The organism is Streptomyces sp. AHA2, assembly GCF_036857595.1.
In the GTDB taxonomy this organism is placed as follows: domain Bacteria; phylum Actinomycetota; class Actinomycetes; order Streptomycetales; family Streptomycetaceae; genus Streptomyces.
Window position 1 is genome coordinate 1 of record NZ_JAUQWJ010000025.1, and the last position, 16174, is coordinate 16174.

Consider the following 16174-nt stretch of genomic DNA (forward strand, 5'->3'; position numbering starts at 1 on the left):
CGCGGTCCGGCGGCCCGGCGGCCCGGTCACCTGCGGCGGTTCGGCCCCCGCACCGCTTGTGGTGTCCAGGCCGCCTCCGCGATCCGCACCCGGTCACGATCCGGCCGCCCGCACCCGATCGCGATCCAGGGGCCCCGCCGCGGTCCGGCGGCCCGGCGGCCCGGTCACCTGCGGCGGTTCGGCCCCCGCACCGCTTGTGGTGTCCAGGCCGCCTCTCCGATCCGCACCCGGTCACGATCCGGCCGCCCGCACCCGGTCACGATCCAGGGGCCCTGCCACGGTCCGGCGGCCCCGTCACCTGCGGCAGTTCGGCCCCCGCACCGCTTGTGGTGTCCAGGCCGCCTCCGCGATCCGCACCCGGTGACGATCCAAGGGCCCTGCCACGGTCCGGCGGCCCGGTCACCGTCTCGCCGGCCCGGACCCGGACCCGGTCCTGCGGCCCGGTCGGCGGGGATCGCTCACCCGCGCGACGCGGCGCGGGCCGGGCACCCGCGGCCGTCACGCCCGGCCGCCCGCTACGCCGACAGTTCCTGCCGCAGCGCGTCCCGCAGGCGGGCTGCCCGTTCCGCCACGGACTCCGGGCCGAGCGTCACCGCGCGGTCGGCCCAGCGCTGGCCCTCCGCCAGCTCTCCCCGACGCGCGTAGACCAGGGCGAGCCGCAGCGCCGCCCGTCCGTGACCGGCGTCGGCCGCCCGCTGCCACCAGACCGCCGCCTCCGGCTCACTGCCCTCCCGCGCCAGCAGCAGCCCGAGGTTGAACGCCCCGTTGCGGGAGCCGGCCTCGGCCGCCTCCCGGTACCACCGGGCCGCCTCGACGACGTCACCCCGCGCCGCCGCGAGCATGCCGACCCGGACCTGGGCCCGCCGGTGCCCCTGGGAAGCCGCCCGCTCGTACCACTCCTCGCACTCGCTGCGCCGGTGCACCGGCTCCCCCAGCTCGTGCGCCGGCTCCGGCGGCCGCCGCGCGTCCAGCACGGTCGCCAGCCGGTACGCGGCCTCCGCGCTGCCGCCCCCGGCCGCGCACCGCAGATGCCGCTCCGCCTCCTGCTCGTCGCCGGCGCGCAGCCGCGCCATGCCGACCTGGAGCGCCGCCTCGGTGTGCCCGGCGGCAGCGGCCCGCTCGTACCAGCGCAGCGCGGCCTCGTCCTCACCCCGCCCGGCGTGCAGGATGCCCAGGTTGAACGCGGCGTCCACGCTCCCGGCCTCCGCGGCCTTGGAGAACCACGGCTCCGCCCCCGTCTGGTCGCCCCCCTGCAGCAGCAGGATCGCCAGCGCGTTCGCGGCCTCCCGGTGCCCGGCGTAGGCGGCGCGGCGGTACCACTGCTCGGCCTGCGGTGTCCGGCCCTGCTCGGCGCAGAGCAGCCCGAGGTTGTACGCGCCGTTCACGTCACCGGCGTCCATCGCCGCCCGGTACCACCGCTCGGCCGTCTGCGTCTCGCCCCGCTCCGCGTGCAGCGCGCCCAGCGCGTTGGCCGCGTTGCCGTCGCCGTCCTGGGCGGCGCGCAGCCACCACACGGCGGCGTTCTCGGTGTCGCCCGCGTCGCGCAGCAGGAACCCGAGCGCGCACGCGGCCCGCGCCTCGCCGTCCTTGGCGGACGTCAGGTACCAGCGTCCCGCCTCCCTCAGCTCGCCGCGCCGCTCCAGGATCGTCCCGAGGTGCAGCGCCGCCCGGCGGTGGCCACGCGCGGCGGCCTGGCGGTACCACTGCTCCGCCTCGGCGGCGGCCCCGTGGACACCGTTGTCACCGTCGCTCTCCCCTGCCGCCCTGCGGTCCAGTGCTCGCGCCAGCCGGTACGCAGCCTCCCGGTGGCCGCGCTCGGCCGCGACCCGCATCCACCGCTCGGCCCCGGCGTCGCCGCGGTGCTCCAGCAGATCGGCGAGCGCGTACGCGCCCAGTGTGTGGCCCTGTTCGGCGGACTGGCGCAGCCAGTACTCGGCGGCGGGCTCGTCCCCGCGCTCGCGGTGGTGCCGGCCGAGGGCGTGCGCGGCCGCTGCGGACCCCGCGACGGCGGCGATCCGCCACCATCCGGCGGCCTCGTCGGCGTATCCGCGCTGGTGGAGGAGGACTCCCAGGTTGTTGGCCGCGGCCCGGTCGCCCGCGGCGGTGGCGGCACGCAGATGGGGTTCGGCACCGTCGAGATCACCACGGCGCAGCAGCATGGCCCCGAGGACACTCATCGCCTCGACGTCGCCGGCCTCCGCGGCGAGCCGCTGACGCAGCTCTTCGGCCGCCTCGTCGGCGATTTCCCCGGTCTCGTCCGGGGTCTCGGTGTCCTCCCGGCTGGAAGGCTGCACAAAACGCCCTGTCTCGAACAGAGTTGCCTTGTCCCCCATAACGTCCATCGTCGCACCACCTGCAACCTGGGTACACCTGGTATACCGCAGCCAGTGAGGTCACTACAGCGTTTTGTCGACATGCCCACAGAGAGACAAGTCAAACACAGATCGCCCAACTCCCCCCGGCGGCGCGGCCACAACTCCCGCCAGCACATGCGTTCACACATCACGAAGGCCCGGATTCCTCTGTGGAATCCGGGCCTTCGTCGCCGCTTCGTCACTCGGACATCGCGACTGCAGTAGCGGGGACAGGATTTGAACCTGCGACCTCTGGGTTATGAGCCCAGCGAGCTACCGAGCTGCTCCACCCCGCGCCGTTGTGTTCACCACCGTATCACGGCGCGGGGTGGGCCATTTGACCAGGCTGGAGCGCTAACTGCTCGGCTTCGGGCTCGGGCTGCCGCTGGGCTTGCTCTCGCCGCCCCCGGCACCCTGTCCCGCCGCGGCCTGCGCGTCCTCGGCCCTCTTCAGGGCGTCCTCGAGGTCCTCCTGCGCCCGGCCGTACGCTTCCCAGTCGTTGTTCTTCAGGGCCTCCTGGCCGGCGTCGAACGCCTTCTGGGCGTCCTCCAGGGCCTGTTGGACCGTCGGGTTCTTCGACGACGGCGGTGGCGGCGTCGGGTCGTTGTCACCCTCGTCCGGCGGTTCGGGGGTCGCCCCCTCGGCCCCGAAGACCTTGTTGAGCGCCTCGTCGAGCGTGTTCTCGAAGGCGGTCTGGCCTCCGTAGGTCACCAGGACCTTGCGCAACAGCGGGTACTTCAGTCCACCACCGCGTACGTAGACCGGCTCCACGTAGAGCAGTCCTCCGTCGAGCGGGACCGTCAGCAGGTTGCCGTACTCGACTTCGGAGTCGCCGCCTCTCAGGAGCCTGATGGACTCGGCGATGTCCTCTTGGGAGTTGAACTGGCTCTGGACCTGCTTGGGTCCGTTCACCGTGGTGTTGGTCGGCAGTTTCAGAATTCTGATCTTGCCGTAGTCGGTGGTGCCGGCCTCGGCGTCGACCGCCATGAACGCACTCAGGTTGTCCCGGCCGTTGGGCGTGAAGGTCGTCGTCAGCGAGAACGCCTGCGCCTTCTGGTCGGGCATCTTCATGCTCAGGTAGTACGGCGGCACCGCGCTGCCCGACCGGTTCGTCGGGTCGTCCGGCACCTGCCACACCTCGCTGCCGCTGAGGAACGTCGTGGCGTCCCTCACGTGGTAGCGGGTGAGCAGCTCACGCTGGACCTTGAACAGGTCCTGCGGGTAGCGCAGGTGGTCCATCAGCTGCGGGGAGATGTCGCTCTTGGGCTCGACGGTGTCCGGGAAGGCCTTCATCCAGGTCTTCAGGACGGGGTCCTTGGTGTCCCACTGGTAGAGCTTGACCTCGCCGGTGTAGGCGTCGACGGTCGCCTTCACCGAGTTGCGGATGTAGTTGACCTGGTTCTGCTGGGCCACCACCGCGCGGTTGTCGTTGGTGGCGGTCAGCGAGTCGGCCGTGGTGTCGCCGAGCGTCGTGCGCGAGGAGTACGGGTAGCCGTTCGTCGTCGTGTACGCGTCGACGATCCACTGGATGCGCTTGTTCACCACCGCCGGGTAGGCGTCGCCGTCGATGGTCAGCCAGGGGGCGACCGCCTCGACGCGCTCCTTGGGCGTGCGGTTGTACAGGACCCGCGAACCGTCGCCGATGGCACCGGAGTACAGGATCTGCGGCTCGCCGAACGCCACCGCGTACGCGGCCCGGTTGACCGGGCTGGAGAGGTTGACCCCGCTGTCGCCCCGGTAGCTGGTGGTCTTCTCGCCGTTGTCGTCGGAGTAGTCGATCTCCTTCTGGGGACCGCCGACGATCGAGTAGGTGGTGGTCTTCTCGCCGTAGTAGACCCGCTGCTCGTACGTGCCGAGGTCGCCCTTGGAGGGCAGGTCGGACTCGGTGAAGTTCGGCCGGCCCTGGGCGTCGGCGCTGGTGCCCTCGGCGGCGACCACTCCGTAGCCGTGGGTGTAACGGAAGTGGTTGTTGATCCAGTTCTTCTTCGGGATGCCCGCGAGGTTGATCTCGCGCAGACCGAGGACCGTGTCCTGGTCCTTGCCGTTCTTCGGGTAGCGGTCGACGTCCAGGTTGGTCGGGAACGCGTAGTAGTTCCTGATCTGCTGGAGCTGCTGGAAGGTCGGCGAGACGATGTTCGGGTCCAGGATCCGGATGCTCGCCGTGGCGCCGACGTCGTCGCGGAGCGTGGACTTGTCCTCGGTCTTGCTGGTGCCCGAGTAGTCGGTGACCTTCGTGCCGTCGATGCCGTAGGCCTTGCGCGTCGCCTCGAGGTTCTTCTCGACGTACGGCGCTTCCTTGGCCTGCTCGTTCGGCTGGACTTGGAACTTCTGGACGATCGCCGGGTAGAGGCCGCCGATGAGGATGGCGGACAGGACCATCAGGCCGAAGCCGATGACGGGCAGCTGCCAGGTGCGCCGCCACAGGGTGGCGAAGAACAGCAGCGCGCAGATCACGGCGATGCAGAACAGGATCGTCTTGGCCGGCAGGTAGGCGTTGGCGTCGACGTACCTGAGGCCGGTCCAGTTGTCGGTCGCCCGGAAGTCACTGGACTTCACCGCGAGCCCGTAGCGGTCGAGCCAGTAGGCGACCGCCTTCAGCGCCACGAAGATGCCGAGCAGCACCGACAGGTGGCCGGTGGCGGCGGCCGTGGCGCGGGCGCCGGGGCTGGTGACGCGCAGCCCGCCGTACAGGTAGTGGGTGAGCGCGGCGGCGATCAGGGAGAGGATCGCGGCGGCGAAGCCGAAGCCGAGCAGGAACCGGTACCAGGGCAGGTCGAAGGCGTAGAAGGAGACGTCCAGCTTGAACTGGGGGTCCTTCTGCCCGAAGGGGACGCCGTTGACCCACATGAGCCAGGTGCGCCACTGGCCGGACGCCGAGGCGCCGGCGATCAGACCCACCAGGGAGGTGACCCCCAGCAGCAGCCACTTCTTGTAGGGCGCGATGCCCATGCGGTAGCGGTCGAGGTTCTGCTGCTCCATCGACATCGCGCTCAGCGGCGGCCGCAGTCGGTGGGCCAGCCAGATGTTGACGCCGACGGCGAGAGCCATCAGCAGCCCGAAGACGAAGAAGAGCCCGATCTTGGTCCACAGGGTGGTGGTGAAGACCGACGAGTAGTTCACCGACCGGTACCACAGCCAGTCCGTCCAGAACCCCGCGAACATGGTGAACGCCATGCCGAGAACGGCCAGGACGCCCAGGGTCATGAGCAGGGTCCGGACACGCCGGGACGGGCGGCCCACTCTCATCCGCGGCCCTGTCGGGCCTCCGCCGCGGTCCGGCATCTGGAAAGCCAAGGTGCGCACCTCGAAGTCGCTGTCGATTCGTCGGGCCCGCGTCTTCACGGACCGTCAGCGGCCCCCGTGATCGTGGGCCCCCACCTATGCAACTTACTCACCGTTTACTCGGTTCCCGATTTCGGCCAGGAACGAGAGAGGATTGTGACCATGTCCAACACTCCCATGGCTGCGAACCCGCTCACCCGGGCCGTTCTCGAGATCGACGAGTACGTCTCCGGCCTCGGCTGGGACCAGCCGGCCCGCCTCTTCGCCCTCGTCGACACCGCACGGCTCAAGGCCGAACAGCCCTCACTGGCGGATCGGCTCGGTCTCGGCGACGAGCCGGAGAGCGCCGGCCTCACCCCGATCGAGCAGGACGAGGTGCCGACGGGCAAGCCCCTCGACGAGTTCCTCGCCACCATCGCCTGGCCGGACGCGGTCGCCGGCTGCGCTCTCACCGTGGAGCGCCTGATGCTGCCGCCGTCCGCGGAGGCGCAGGTTCCGAAGGATCTGGACGAGGCCGCGCTGACGAAGTGGGTGGCGGACCACCCGGACCGCCAGGAGGTCCGCATGACGGTCGCGGTCCTGCGCGACGGCACCCGCGACTCGGCCCTGCGTCTGCGGGAGAAGGACTCCCCCACCGAGGTCCTGACCGGGTCCGACCTGGTGCCGGGCCTGGCGGAGGCCCTGACGGCGACCTTCGAGGACTAGGGCCTGTCTGACGATTCCCGCCGTCGGCCGGAGGGCGGCCTCGCGGCGTCAGGTGCGTGCTCTCGGCGTGCCGGGCGTAGAGCGTCGTACCGGATGTACTCGGCTCTGCGCCCGGTGCGGCCAGAGTGCGTGCATGGCGTCGCGAGGCAGGAGGGAATCGTCAGAGGGGCCCTAGCGGACGCCGCTGCGCCCGGCCGGGGCGCCGGCGCCGGGAGGGTGCGCGCTCGACCGGCCGCGCATCCCGGCCTGCCGGCCGCAGACCCCGCTACCGAGGGCGCACCCGGGCCCGCCGCCCGTGGGCGCCGGTCTACTCACCGCACTTCGGCAGGTTCGCGGTGTCTCCGCCGCGCAGGTCCTTCAGCGCGCCGAGGGCGTCCTCGATGGTGTCCACCTTGATCAGGGTGAGCCCTTCGGGGGTGTCCTTGGCGGCGGCCGCGCAGTTGTCGGCGGGCGTCAGGAAGTACTGGGCGCCCTTGCTCCGCGCGCCGACGGTCTTCATCTCGATGCCGCCGATCGGCCCGACCTTGCCCTGGTCGTCGATCGTGCCGGTGCCCGCCACGAACGTGCCGCCCGTCAGGCTGCCGGGCGTGAGCTTGTCGTAGATGCCGAGCGCGAACATCAGCCCGGCGCTGGGACCGCCCACGTCCGCCAGCTTGATGTCGATGGTGAAGGGGAACGTGTGGTCGGTGCCCGCGGAGATGCCGACGATGGCGCGCTTCTCGCCGGTGTCGTCGGACGTCGCCGTGGTGATGGTGACGTTCTCCGTCCGGGTGGGCGTCCGCTTCTCCTTCTCCGCGGCGGCCTGTTCCTTGGCCGGCACGATCGTGAAGCGCACGTCCTGTCCGGGCTTGTGCTTGGTGACCAGCTTCGCCACGTCGGCCGGCTCCTTGACCGCCGTGCCGTCGACGGCCTTGATCACGTCCCCGGCGTGCAGCTCGCCCTCGGCCGGTGAGCCCTTGACGACGGTGGAGACGATCACCCAGGACCTCACCGGGACACCGAGTTCCTTCAGCGCCGCGACCTTGGCGCTCTCCTGGGACTGGCTGAACTCCTCGGCGTTCTCCTGCGTTGACTGCTCCTCCGTCTTGCCGTCCGGGTAGAGCGTGTCGTGCGGCACGACCTTGTTGTCGTGCGCGAGCCAGCCGTAGACCGCCTCGACCAGGTTCATGCGGTAGTCGGCGCTGGTGACCCGGACCGTGGTCATGTTCAGGTGACCGCTGGTCGCGTAGGTCTTGCGCCCCGAGATGTGCAGCACCGGCTCGCCGTCGTGGTCGCCCAGCGTGTTCACCGTCGGCCCCGGCGACATCTCCGCGTACGGCACGGGGATGAAGACTCCCGCGCACAGGAGCGCGATCAGCATCAGGGTGGAGGCGAGCATCGTCGCGGTGCGGCGTGGCATGACTCGACAGTACGGGACGGTTCTGTCAGCGCACCGTCAGGGCCGCCCGTCCGGGGCGGCCCTGTGGCTTCAAGCGCTTGTGACCTGCTGTTCTCCGGCCCCGAGCTAGCGGACCGGGGGCTTCTCCATGGCCTCGCGGAAGCGGGCGTACCCGACGAGTTCCGGGCCGTCGTTGCGGACCTTGCGCGTCCGGTTGGCCCAACTTCCCCACAGACCGGCGCCGATCGCAGCCACAAGCGGAATCAGCAACCAGGCGAGCGCCGCCATGCCGACCTCCAACCCCATCGAGCTCCGCGAACTGACTGATCAGCAGATTAACCATCCGCAGTGACAACGCTCACGCCAGGGGTGCGGTTACGCAACCGGAAATCCCGGTTCCCGGGGTCAGCAGGCGCCGACCCACTCCTCGGTGCCGTCGGAGAACCTTTGGTGCTTCCAGATGGGCACCTCGTGCTTGAGGTCGTCGATCAGCCTGCGGCACGCCTCGAAGGCCTCGCCACGGTGCGGGCAGGAGACGGCGACGACCACGGCGAGATCGCCGACCGCCAGGTCGCCGACCCGGTGCACGGCGGCCAGCGCCCGCACCGGGAACTCGGCGGCGACCTTCTCGGCGATGCGCCGCATCTCGGCCTCGGCGCTGGGGTGGCACGAGTAGCCGAGCTCCTCGACGTCGGCACCTCCGTCGTGGTCGCGCACGGTCCCTACGAAGAGGGCGGTGCCCCCGGCCGCGTCGTCCCCGACGGCCCGGAACACCTCGTCCACGGAGAGGGCCGTCTCACGGATGGCGATCAGCCGGATCGGGTCCTGCGCCGCCTGCTCACCGGGGTGCTCGCTCGTGGGTGCCATGCCTCCATCGTGCCCCACGGCACCGACGGCACGGAATAGAGCCATCGACCGGCACGCGCGCGTACGCGTTGGAGCGTCCTACAGGTGCGCCGCTCCACAGGGTGCCCGGCACGGAGGCGCGGCTCAGATGCGCCGCCGCGCCTTGCGGGCGCGGCGCACCACCGCCGCCGCACCCAGCAGCGCCACCGTCGCGCCGGCGGCACCCGCGGCCGTCGCGTCCTTGCGGCCCAGCCGGCGCCCCGCCACCGTGTGCCGGCCGGAGACCTCCTCCAGCAGTTGCGCCAGCACCTCCTCGTTGGTGTACCGCGGCCGCCAGCCAGCGTCGTGCAGCCGGCTCCCGCTCACGACCCAGGGGTACATCGTGTAGGCCAGGTCACCCGCGGGTGACGGGGTGAGTCCGATGCGGTGCAGCCGTGCCGCCGCCCCCAGCGCGACCGCCGAGGGCAGCTCCATCCGCCGGATGCCGCTGAGCTCCTCCACCTCCTCCTGCTCCAGCCATCCGTCGCAGCCGACGGCCAGCTCCCCGTCAACCTTCTCCAGGACGGCGTACTCCAGCGCGCTGCACAGGTCCTCGACGTGGCAGAACTGCCAGGCGGGCCGCGAACCGGCGACGACGAGCAGCCGCGGCGACTCGAAGTACCGGGTCAGTGCCGTGTCGGTGCCACCGACCAGGACGGCGGGCCGCACCACGGTGACGTTCAGCCCGGGGTGCGCGCGGGGCGCCCGGCGCGCCAGCCGCTCGACCTCCAGCAGGTCGCCGACGCCCGTGGCCTCCGCCGTGGCCCGCAGCTCCGCGTCCTCCGACAGCGGCAGCTCGTTGTCCGGCAGGGCCCCGTAGACCATCGCCGACGTGCACAGCACGACCCGGTGCACCCCGGCCGCCGCCGCGGCCGTCAGGACGGTCTGGGTCCCCCGTACGTTGTAGGCCGTCCGGGCGGCCGCGTCGGTCTCCAGGTCGAGGTCCAGCGCCAGGTGGACGACCACGTCGGCGCCGCGCAGCTTGTCCGCGATGGCCGGGTCCCGGACGTCGAGGATGTGCCACTGCGCCGCGGCGCACTCGCCGCGCCGCTCGTCGATGGCCACGACCTGCTTGACCTCGTCGGACGCCGCGAGGCGCTCCGTGAGCAGGGCTCCCACGCCGTACGCGGCGCCGGTGACCGCGACGACGGGTCCGCGCGCCGCGGGGCCGGCGGAACTGGTTGACTGGTTTCGCGCTGCGCGAACCTGCGGATCTGGGGAACTCACCGGGCGTCTCCAGCGGTTGTCTTCAGTACGAGCGCGTGCCACGCGTGCGTACCAGGTGGCATCCATCCTGCCGCAGGCCGTCAGTCGGCGAAGCACCGAGGCCCGATCCGCCCCAGGTGTCTACGCTGGGTGGTGTTGTCGGGCAGCCGTGCCGCCGGAAAGAACCGGCGGCCCTACCAGCCGAGGAATCCCGTGAGTGACACCCCATTCGGATTCGGCCTTCCGCCGGAGGAGCCGGACGACGGCGACGAGGGCAAGAAGAAGGACCAGCAGAGCGGTGGTGGTCAGGGACCGGCCAACCCGTTCGGTTTCGGCGGCCTGCCCGGAGCCGGTGGCTTCGGTGGTGGCCCCGGTGGCCCCGGCGGCCCCGGTGCGGACAATCCGTTCGCAGCCATGTTCGGGTCGCTGAACCCCACCGACCTGGGCGCCGCGTTCCAGCAGCTGGGCCAGATGCTCTCCTACGAGGGCGGCCCGGTGAACTGGGACATGGCCAAGCAGATCGCCCGCCAGACGGTGTCCCAGGGCTCCCCTGACGGCACCAAGGACGCGAGCGTCGGCCCCGCCGAACGCCGCGCCGTCGAGGAGGCCGTCCGCCTGGCCGACCTGTGGCTCGACGACGCCACCTCCCTGCCCTCCGGCGCCGCCTCGGCGGTCGCGTGGAGCCGCGCGGAGTGGGTCGAGGCGACCCTGCCCGCCTGGAAGGAGCTGGTCGACCCGGTCGCCGAGCGCGTCGGCACCGCCATGGGCGATGTCCTGCCGGAGGAGATGCAGGCCATGGCCGGCCCGCTGATCGGCATGATGCGCTCGATGGGCGGCGCGATGTTCGGCACGCAGATCGGGCAGGCCGTCGGCGTGCTCGCCGGCGAGGTCGTCGGCTCGTCCGACATCGGCCTGCCGCTCGGCCCGGCCCGCAAGGCCGCGCTGCTGCCGGTCAACATCGAGACGTTCGGCAAGGACCTGAGCGTCCCCCAGGAGGAGGTCCGGCTCTACCTGGCCCTGCGCGAGGCCGCCCACCAGCGCCTCTTCGCGCACGTGCCGTGGCTGCGCTCGCATCTGTTCGGCGCGGTCGACGGCTACGCCCGCGGCATCAAGGTCGACACGGCCAAGCTGGAGGACGTGGTCGGCCAGTTCGACCCGCAGAACCCCGAGCAGTTGCAGGAGGCTCTCCAGCAGGGCATGTTCCAGCCCGAGGACACTCCGGAGCAGAAGGCCGCCCTGGCCCGGCTGGAGACGGCTCTGGCGCTCGTGGAGGGCTGGGTGGACGCGGTGGTCCACGCCGCCGCGAAGCCCCGCCTGTCCTCCGCCGACGCCCTGCGCGAGACGTTGCGGCGCCGCCGCGCCTCGGGCGGCCCCGCCGAGCAGACGTTCGCCACGCTGATCGGTCTGGAGCTGCGTCCGCGCCGCCTGCGGGACGCCTCCCGCCTGTGGGCCTCGCTCACGGACGCGCGCGGGGTCGACGGCCGGGACGCCCTGTGGCACCACCCGGACATGCTGCCGACGGCGACCGACCTGGGCGACCCGGACGGCTTCGTGCACCGGGAGCAGATCGACTTCTCCGAGCTGGACAAGATGCTCGGCGAGGCGGCCGACAAGCCGGACCTCGACAAGCCCGGGACCGAGGACGGCGGCGAGGACGAGCGCAAGGGCGACGACGCCGGGTGAGTCTGTACGACGACGCGGTCCTCGTGCTGAAGGGGTACGAGGACCAGACGGAGCTGCGCGAGGCCTACCTCGCCCATCTGGCGGAACACCCGGACGGTCTGTGGAAGGCCTGCCACGCCGGTCACCTCACGGCGAGCGGCCTGGTCGTCGATCCGCAGCGCGGCCGGGTGCTGCTGACCCTGCACAAGAAGCTGCGGATGTGGCTGCAGATGGGCGGCCACTGCGAGCCCGGTGACACCTCGCTCGCGGCCGCAGCCCTGCGCGAGGCGACGGAGGAGTCCGGCATCTCGGGGCTCTCCCTGCTGCCCGGCGGCCCCGTGCGCCTGGACCGCCACCCGATCCCGGCCCCGTGCCACTGGCACTTCGACGTCCAGTACGGCGTCCTGGCACCCCCGGACGCCGCGCACGCCGTCAGCGACGAGTCCCTCGACGTGCGCTGGTTCGGCTACGACGAGGTGGCGGACGTGGCCGACGAGTCGGTCGTCCGGCTGCTGGAGGCCACGCGCGCGAGGCTGGCCGTCTGCTGATCACAGCGGGCAAGGGGCGACCGCATCGGCGGCCGCCCCTCGCAACTCCGTCACACGGGAAGCGCAACCCACGAGGGCGCGGCGCGGGAACTGCGTGACCAGCCGCAGACCGGCCCGCAGCCGGGCAGGCCGCGCAGTCCACGACGCGTCGGCTGACCGGCGGCGGAGCGCTCAGCTCCAGGCGTTGCCCTGGTTCTGCCCCCGTGCCCCCTGCTGGCCCATCCCGTACTGCGCGGCGAGGCCCGAGCCCATCTGGGCGTTCTGCGGCGGCAGCAGTTCACTCGGCTGGACCAACGCGAAGCCGGAACCCATGAAGCTGAGCTCCCAGCCCTCGCCGGTGTTGCCGCGCCGCCGCCACACGCCGGAGGAGTGCGTCTGCGCCTGCATCTGCACGCGCAGACTCGTCGACCAGGCGACGATCGCGTCGGCGTCGCAGTTGACGTACTTGTCGGGCGTCACCTGCATCAGCAGCGGCATGCCCGAGGTCATCAGGGCGACCTTGCCCCGGCCGCTGATGTTGAGCTGGTACTTCCCCGAGCCGGCGATGCCGTAGAGGCTGTCGACGGCGATGACCTCGTGGTGCAGCGAGGAGTCCATCGCCAGCACGTAGCTGCTGTCGACGGTCAGGCCCTCCTGGTCCACCTCCATGATGTGCACGTGCTGCTTGAGGTTGGCGAGGTAGACCGTGCCCTGCCCGTGGCAGCGCATCAGGTCCAGCCCCTCCCCGGTCTGCGCACGCGCGCGTGACTGCTGGTTCGTCTGGAACTCGGCGTCGAACTCGACGAGTCCCTGGTAGGCGACCATGGTCCCCTTGCGGGCCAGGACGTCGTCGTGGCCCTCCAGGCTGACGCGCAGCATCTGCTTGTTCTGCAGGCTCCAGCGTTCCTGGGTCTGCTGATCGTTGTAGGCGAAAATCGGGCTCTGCATGGTGTGTTGCTCCCCCTCAGCCCCGGAACCGGAGGCGGTCGGTGCTGTCCTCGCTGGGCTGGACGACGACGATGCCCTGACCGGAGAAGGCCATCTGGTAGGCCTCGCCGCTGCCGCGGCCGATCAGCGACTGGGCCCGGAAGCTGCGCTTGCCCTTCACCTTGAGGTTCGGGGACCAGGCGACGAGCGCGTCGGGGTCCACGTAGGTCTCGTCCTCGCCGCCCCCGCAGTCGACGACGATGGGCTTGCCCCGGGAGGTCAGCGCCACCCAGCCCTGTCCGGAGATACGGGTGTTCCATAGACCCTGGCCGGCGAACTTCGCCAGGCCCTTGACCCGCTCCACGCCCCAGTTCAGGTGGGCGTCGAAGGCCAGCAGGTTGGTGGCGTTGACGGAGATGCCGTCGCCGTTGAGGTTGATGACGACGACGTTCGCCCCGTAGTCGGCCAGGTAGAGCAGGCCGTCGCCGGAGCACTTCATCAGGGGCGCGCCCTCGCCGGTGAGCCAGTCCTTGGCGATCTGGCGCACGGCCGGCGGGTTGGGCTCGTACTGGACGAACCCTTCGTAGGCGACCATCGACCCCACGCGCGCGAGGAGGTCGTTGCCCGTCTGCATGGCGACCTTCAGCATGTGGTTGCCGTGGTTCTCCATGCGGGCGGTGACGGGTGCGGGGGCGTAGCCCGCGAGCGGCTGGTTCATGACGGGCTCTCCCTCAGATCTCGTACGGCTGGACGACGATGAAGTTGCCGGGGGCGCCCCGGAACTGGAGGTTCACGCTCTCGCCGGTGTCGCCCGGGTAGGCGTTGCGGCGCATGCGCACCTGGCTGGAGACGACCACCTGGGAGGCGGCCGACCAGGCGACCACGGCGTTGCAGTCGGCGAACGTCGTGGGCGTGACCGGGAGCACCACGGGCGTGCCGTGCGTCTTGACGACGATCGTGCCGGTGCCGGTGAACTGCATCGTGAACAGCGCGCCGCCGGGGATGCCGTGCCCCTCGATGCGGCGGACCTCGTACTGCAGGCTCTCGTCGAAGGCCAGGACGTTCTCGGCGGAGACGCAGATGCCGTCGCCCTGGAGCTCGATGGGGTGCAGCATCGTCGAGTTCTCGGCGAGGAAGACCTGTCCCTGGCCGGTGCAGCGCATCAGCTGCATCTCCTGGCCGGTGGCGTTGCCGACGATCCGGCCGGAGAAGCCGGCTCCCTTGTAGCTGAAGTCGACCTTGCCCTGGTAGAGCACCATGCTGCCCTGCCGGGCCAGGACGGGCTGTCCGCCGACGCCGAGGTCGACGCGCACCAGCTTCTTGTTCTGCTGCGTCCAGCGGTGGCCGGTGGGCGTCTCCTTGAACTGCTGCAGCGCGGCGGCCACGCCGGGCCCCTGTCCGGCACCGGCCTGCGGGGCGCCCTGCTGGGGGACGCCGTAGGGCGCCTGGCCGTACGGCTGCTGCTGGCCGTAGCCGGGGGGCGGGGTGGGCTGGCCGTAGCCGGGGGGCGGGGCCGGGGCGTGGGGTGCCTGCGGGGCCGGGGGCTGGCCGTAACCGGGCGGCGGGGGCGTCTGGCCCGGGGGCTGGCCGTACGGCGGCGGCTGCTGGCCGGGCTGCCCGTAGGGCGGGGGCGCCGCGGTGGGCGGGGGCACCGGGGAACCGCCGGGCGGGGTGTGCAGGGGCGCGACGATGGTGGGCGCGGCGTGCACCTGGGGCGCGGGCGCCGGCGGCGGGGTGGCACCCGGCGGGGGCGCGAAGCCCTGCGCGGCCGGCTGCGGTGCGGGAGCGGAAGGCACGGCCGGCGCGGGCGCCGGAGCCGGCGGGACGGCCGGGGCGGGAGCCGGCGGGGTGGCCGGGGCGGCGAAGGCGGGAGGGGCGAAGCCGGGGGCGGCACCTGCCTGCGGCTGCTGCGGAGCGGCGGCCGGTGTCTCCTCCTCGGCCACCTCGCCGCCGAAGTTCTTCAGCAGCGCCTCCAGCCCGCCGTCGAAGCCCTGCCCGACGGCGGCGAACCGCCACACGTCCTTGAGGTAGAAGTCGCCCAGCATCACGGCCCGCTCGGTGGAGAACTCCGAGCCGTTGAAGGAGTAGCGGGCCACCTCCTCGCCGCCCGCGACGATCCGGATGTATCCGGAGGCGATCTGCGACATCTGCCCGGCGCCGTCGATCGTCGCCGTGAAGGACAGCTTCCGGATCTGCGGGGGAACCCGGTCGAGCGTGACCCGGAAGGACTCCGTGTCGCCCGCCTGGGCGCCCAGGAGCTGGATGGCCTCCTCGGGCGACTTCGGCTGGTTGAAGAAGACGAAGTACCGGTCGTCGGAGAGCCGTTCGTCGGCGTCGAGGCCGAAGCAGCTGATGTCGAAGCTCAGGCCGGGGCCGGAGATCTGCACGCCTACGTACAGATCCGTGCCCGCGGTGAGGTCACTGATCCTGGCCTTGTGGCCGCGTTGGAATTCCCTGGCCATGCGTAACGACCGTCCCCCATCCAGAACGTGAGTGCGTCGCGCCAGGCTAACGGCAAATCCGGACACCGGTAGATGTCGGTACAGACCCGGTACAGAACCCGCGTCCGGCCGTATCCGCTGCTCGCTCCCGGTGAGCGGTCACTCACCCGTGGGGGTCGCGTCCCGTGCGCCGGGCACGTGGGGCAGGCGCTCGGCGGCGGCCACGCCTTCGAGGTAGCCCCGCGCGCGTTCGGTGCGCGGATAGGCCTTCAGCAGCGCCCAGAAGCGGGGACCGTGCCCGGGGACGAGGAGATGGGCCAGTTCGTGGAGGAGGACGTAGTCGACGACGTACTCGGGCATCCCCTGCAGACGGTGGGACAGGCGGATACTGCCCTCGGCGGGGGTGCAGGACCCCCAGCGGGTGTTCTGGTTGGTCACCCAGCGCACCGTCGCCGGCCGGGCCCGCCCCCCGAAGTACTGCTCCGACAGGCGCCGGGCCCGCTCGGCCAGCTCGGCGTCGCCGAGGGCCCGCTTGCTCTCCTGGGCCGCCAGTTTGGCGAGCATGACGTCGACCCAGCGCTGCTCCTCGGCCTCGGACATCCGGGCGGGGATGAGCACCACGGTGCGGTCGCCCTCGCGGTACGCGGAGACCGTTCTGCGGCGGCGGGTGCTCCGGCGGACCTCGATCGCGCTCGCCCCGGAGCCGCTCGGCGGCTGGCTCGTCGTGCTGCGCTGTGGGTTTCCGGCGCGGTGCAGTGGGTCGGCGGGCACGCCCCGACGGTACCCGCTGGGCCGGGGGAAGTCCCG

13 protein-coding genes and 1 tRNA gene are annotated in these 16174 nt (G+C 71.8%); 3 read left to right on the plus strand and 11 right to left on the minus strand.

Features of this window, described 5'->3' with window-relative positions:
- Window positions 1–515 precede the first annotated feature (515 nt).
- The 3 genes from Q5694_RS31045 to Q5694_RS31055 form a co-directional block, all read right to left on the minus strand.
- Window positions 516–2342 (minus strand): tetratricopeptide repeat protein, encoded by a 1827-nt coding sequence (locus tag Q5694_RS31045; RefSeq protein ID WP_333936833.1) that lies wholly within the window; start codon window positions 2340–2342, stop codon window positions 516–518.
- A 234-nt stretch (window positions 2343–2576) separates the two neighbouring features.
- Window positions 2577–2650: transfer RNA gene (locus Q5694_RS31050), tRNA-Met, on the minus strand.
- Between the two features lie 58 nt (window positions 2651–2708).
- The gene (locus Q5694_RS31055; RefSeq protein WP_333936914.1) at window positions 2709–5636 is read right to left on the minus strand and encodes a UPF0182 family membrane protein; all 2928 of its coding nucleotides are present in this window, start codon (window positions 5634–5636) and stop codon (window positions 2709–2711) included.
- 162 nt (window positions 5637–5798) lie between these two features.
- On the opposite strand from Q5694_RS31055, the gene Q5694_RS31060 reads away from it, so the two are divergent.
- Complete coding sequence (locus Q5694_RS31060; protein ID WP_333936834.1) at window positions 5799–6341, plus strand: PPA1309 family protein; 543 nt, start codon at window positions 5799–5801, stop codon at window positions 6339–6341.
- Window positions 6342–6648: 307 nt separating this feature from the next.
- Here the strand turns inward: Q5694_RS31060 and Q5694_RS31065 are convergent, their stop codons facing one another.
- From Q5694_RS31065 to Q5694_RS31080, 4 genes are all read right to left on the minus strand, one after another.
- Entirely contained in the window at window positions 6649–7740 is a 1092-nt protein-coding gene (locus tag Q5694_RS31065; RefSeq protein ID WP_333936835.1) for a YlbL family protein, read from the minus strand.
- A 105-nt stretch (window positions 7741–7845) separates the two neighbouring features.
- A complete protein-coding gene (locus Q5694_RS31070) occupies window positions 7846–8025 on the minus strand; it encodes a hypothetical protein (protein WP_333936916.1) in 180 nt (59 codons plus the stop codon).
- Between the two features lie 99 nt (window positions 8026–8124).
- Window positions 8125–8586, minus strand: a complete 462-nt coding sequence (locus Q5694_RS31075) for a molybdenum cofactor biosynthesis protein MoaE (protein ID WP_333936836.1) — start codon at window positions 8584–8586, stop codon at window positions 8125–8127.
- Between the two features lie 123 nt (window positions 8587–8709).
- Complete coding sequence (locus Q5694_RS31080; protein WP_333936837.1) at window positions 8710–9831, minus strand: SDR family oxidoreductase; 1122 nt, start codon at window positions 9829–9831, stop codon at window positions 8710–8712.
- Between the two features lie 192 nt (window positions 9832–10023).
- Between Q5694_RS31080 and Q5694_RS31085 the strand changes: the two genes are divergently transcribed.
- Both Q5694_RS31085 and Q5694_RS31090 read left to right on the plus strand, forming a co-directional pair.
- A complete protein-coding gene (locus tag Q5694_RS31085) occupies window positions 10024–11493 on the plus strand; it encodes a zinc-dependent metalloprotease (RefSeq protein ID WP_333936838.1) in 1470 nt (489 codons plus the stop codon).
- Window positions 11490–12020 (plus strand): NUDIX hydrolase, encoded by a 531-nt coding sequence (locus Q5694_RS31090; protein WP_333936839.1) that lies wholly within the window; start codon window positions 11490–11492, stop codon window positions 12018–12020. The genes Q5694_RS31085 and Q5694_RS31090 overlap by 4 nt, the downstream gene beginning before the upstream one ends.
- Before the next feature lie 171 nt (window positions 12021–12191).
- On the opposite strand, the gene Q5694_RS31095 is transcribed toward Q5694_RS31090, so the two are convergent.
- The 4 genes from Q5694_RS31095 to Q5694_RS31110 all read right to left on the minus strand — a co-directional run bounded on the left by Q5694_RS31095 (window position 12192) and on the right by Q5694_RS31110 (window position 16138).
- A complete protein-coding gene (locus Q5694_RS31095; protein ID WP_333936840.1) occupies window positions 12192–12947 on the minus strand; it encodes an AIM24 family protein in 756 nt (251 codons plus the stop codon).
- A 16-nt stretch (window positions 12948–12963) separates the two neighbouring features.
- Entirely contained in the window at window positions 12964–13644 is a 681-nt protein-coding gene (locus tag Q5694_RS31100) for an AIM24 family protein (RefSeq protein WP_333936841.1), read from the minus strand.
- 13 nt (window positions 13645–13657) lie between these two features.
- Window positions 13658–15388, minus strand: coding sequence for a TerD family protein (locus Q5694_RS31105; RefSeq protein ID WP_333936842.1), 1731 nt, complete (start codon window positions 15386–15388; stop codon window positions 13658–13660).
- Between the two features lie 138 nt (window positions 15389–15526).
- Window positions 15527–16138: a M48 metallopeptidase family protein gene (locus tag Q5694_RS31110; RefSeq protein ID WP_333936843.1), complete on the minus strand. Its 612-nt coding sequence runs from the start codon at window positions 16136–16138 to the stop codon at window positions 15527–15529.
- Window positions 16139–16174: the final 36 nt, after the last annotated feature.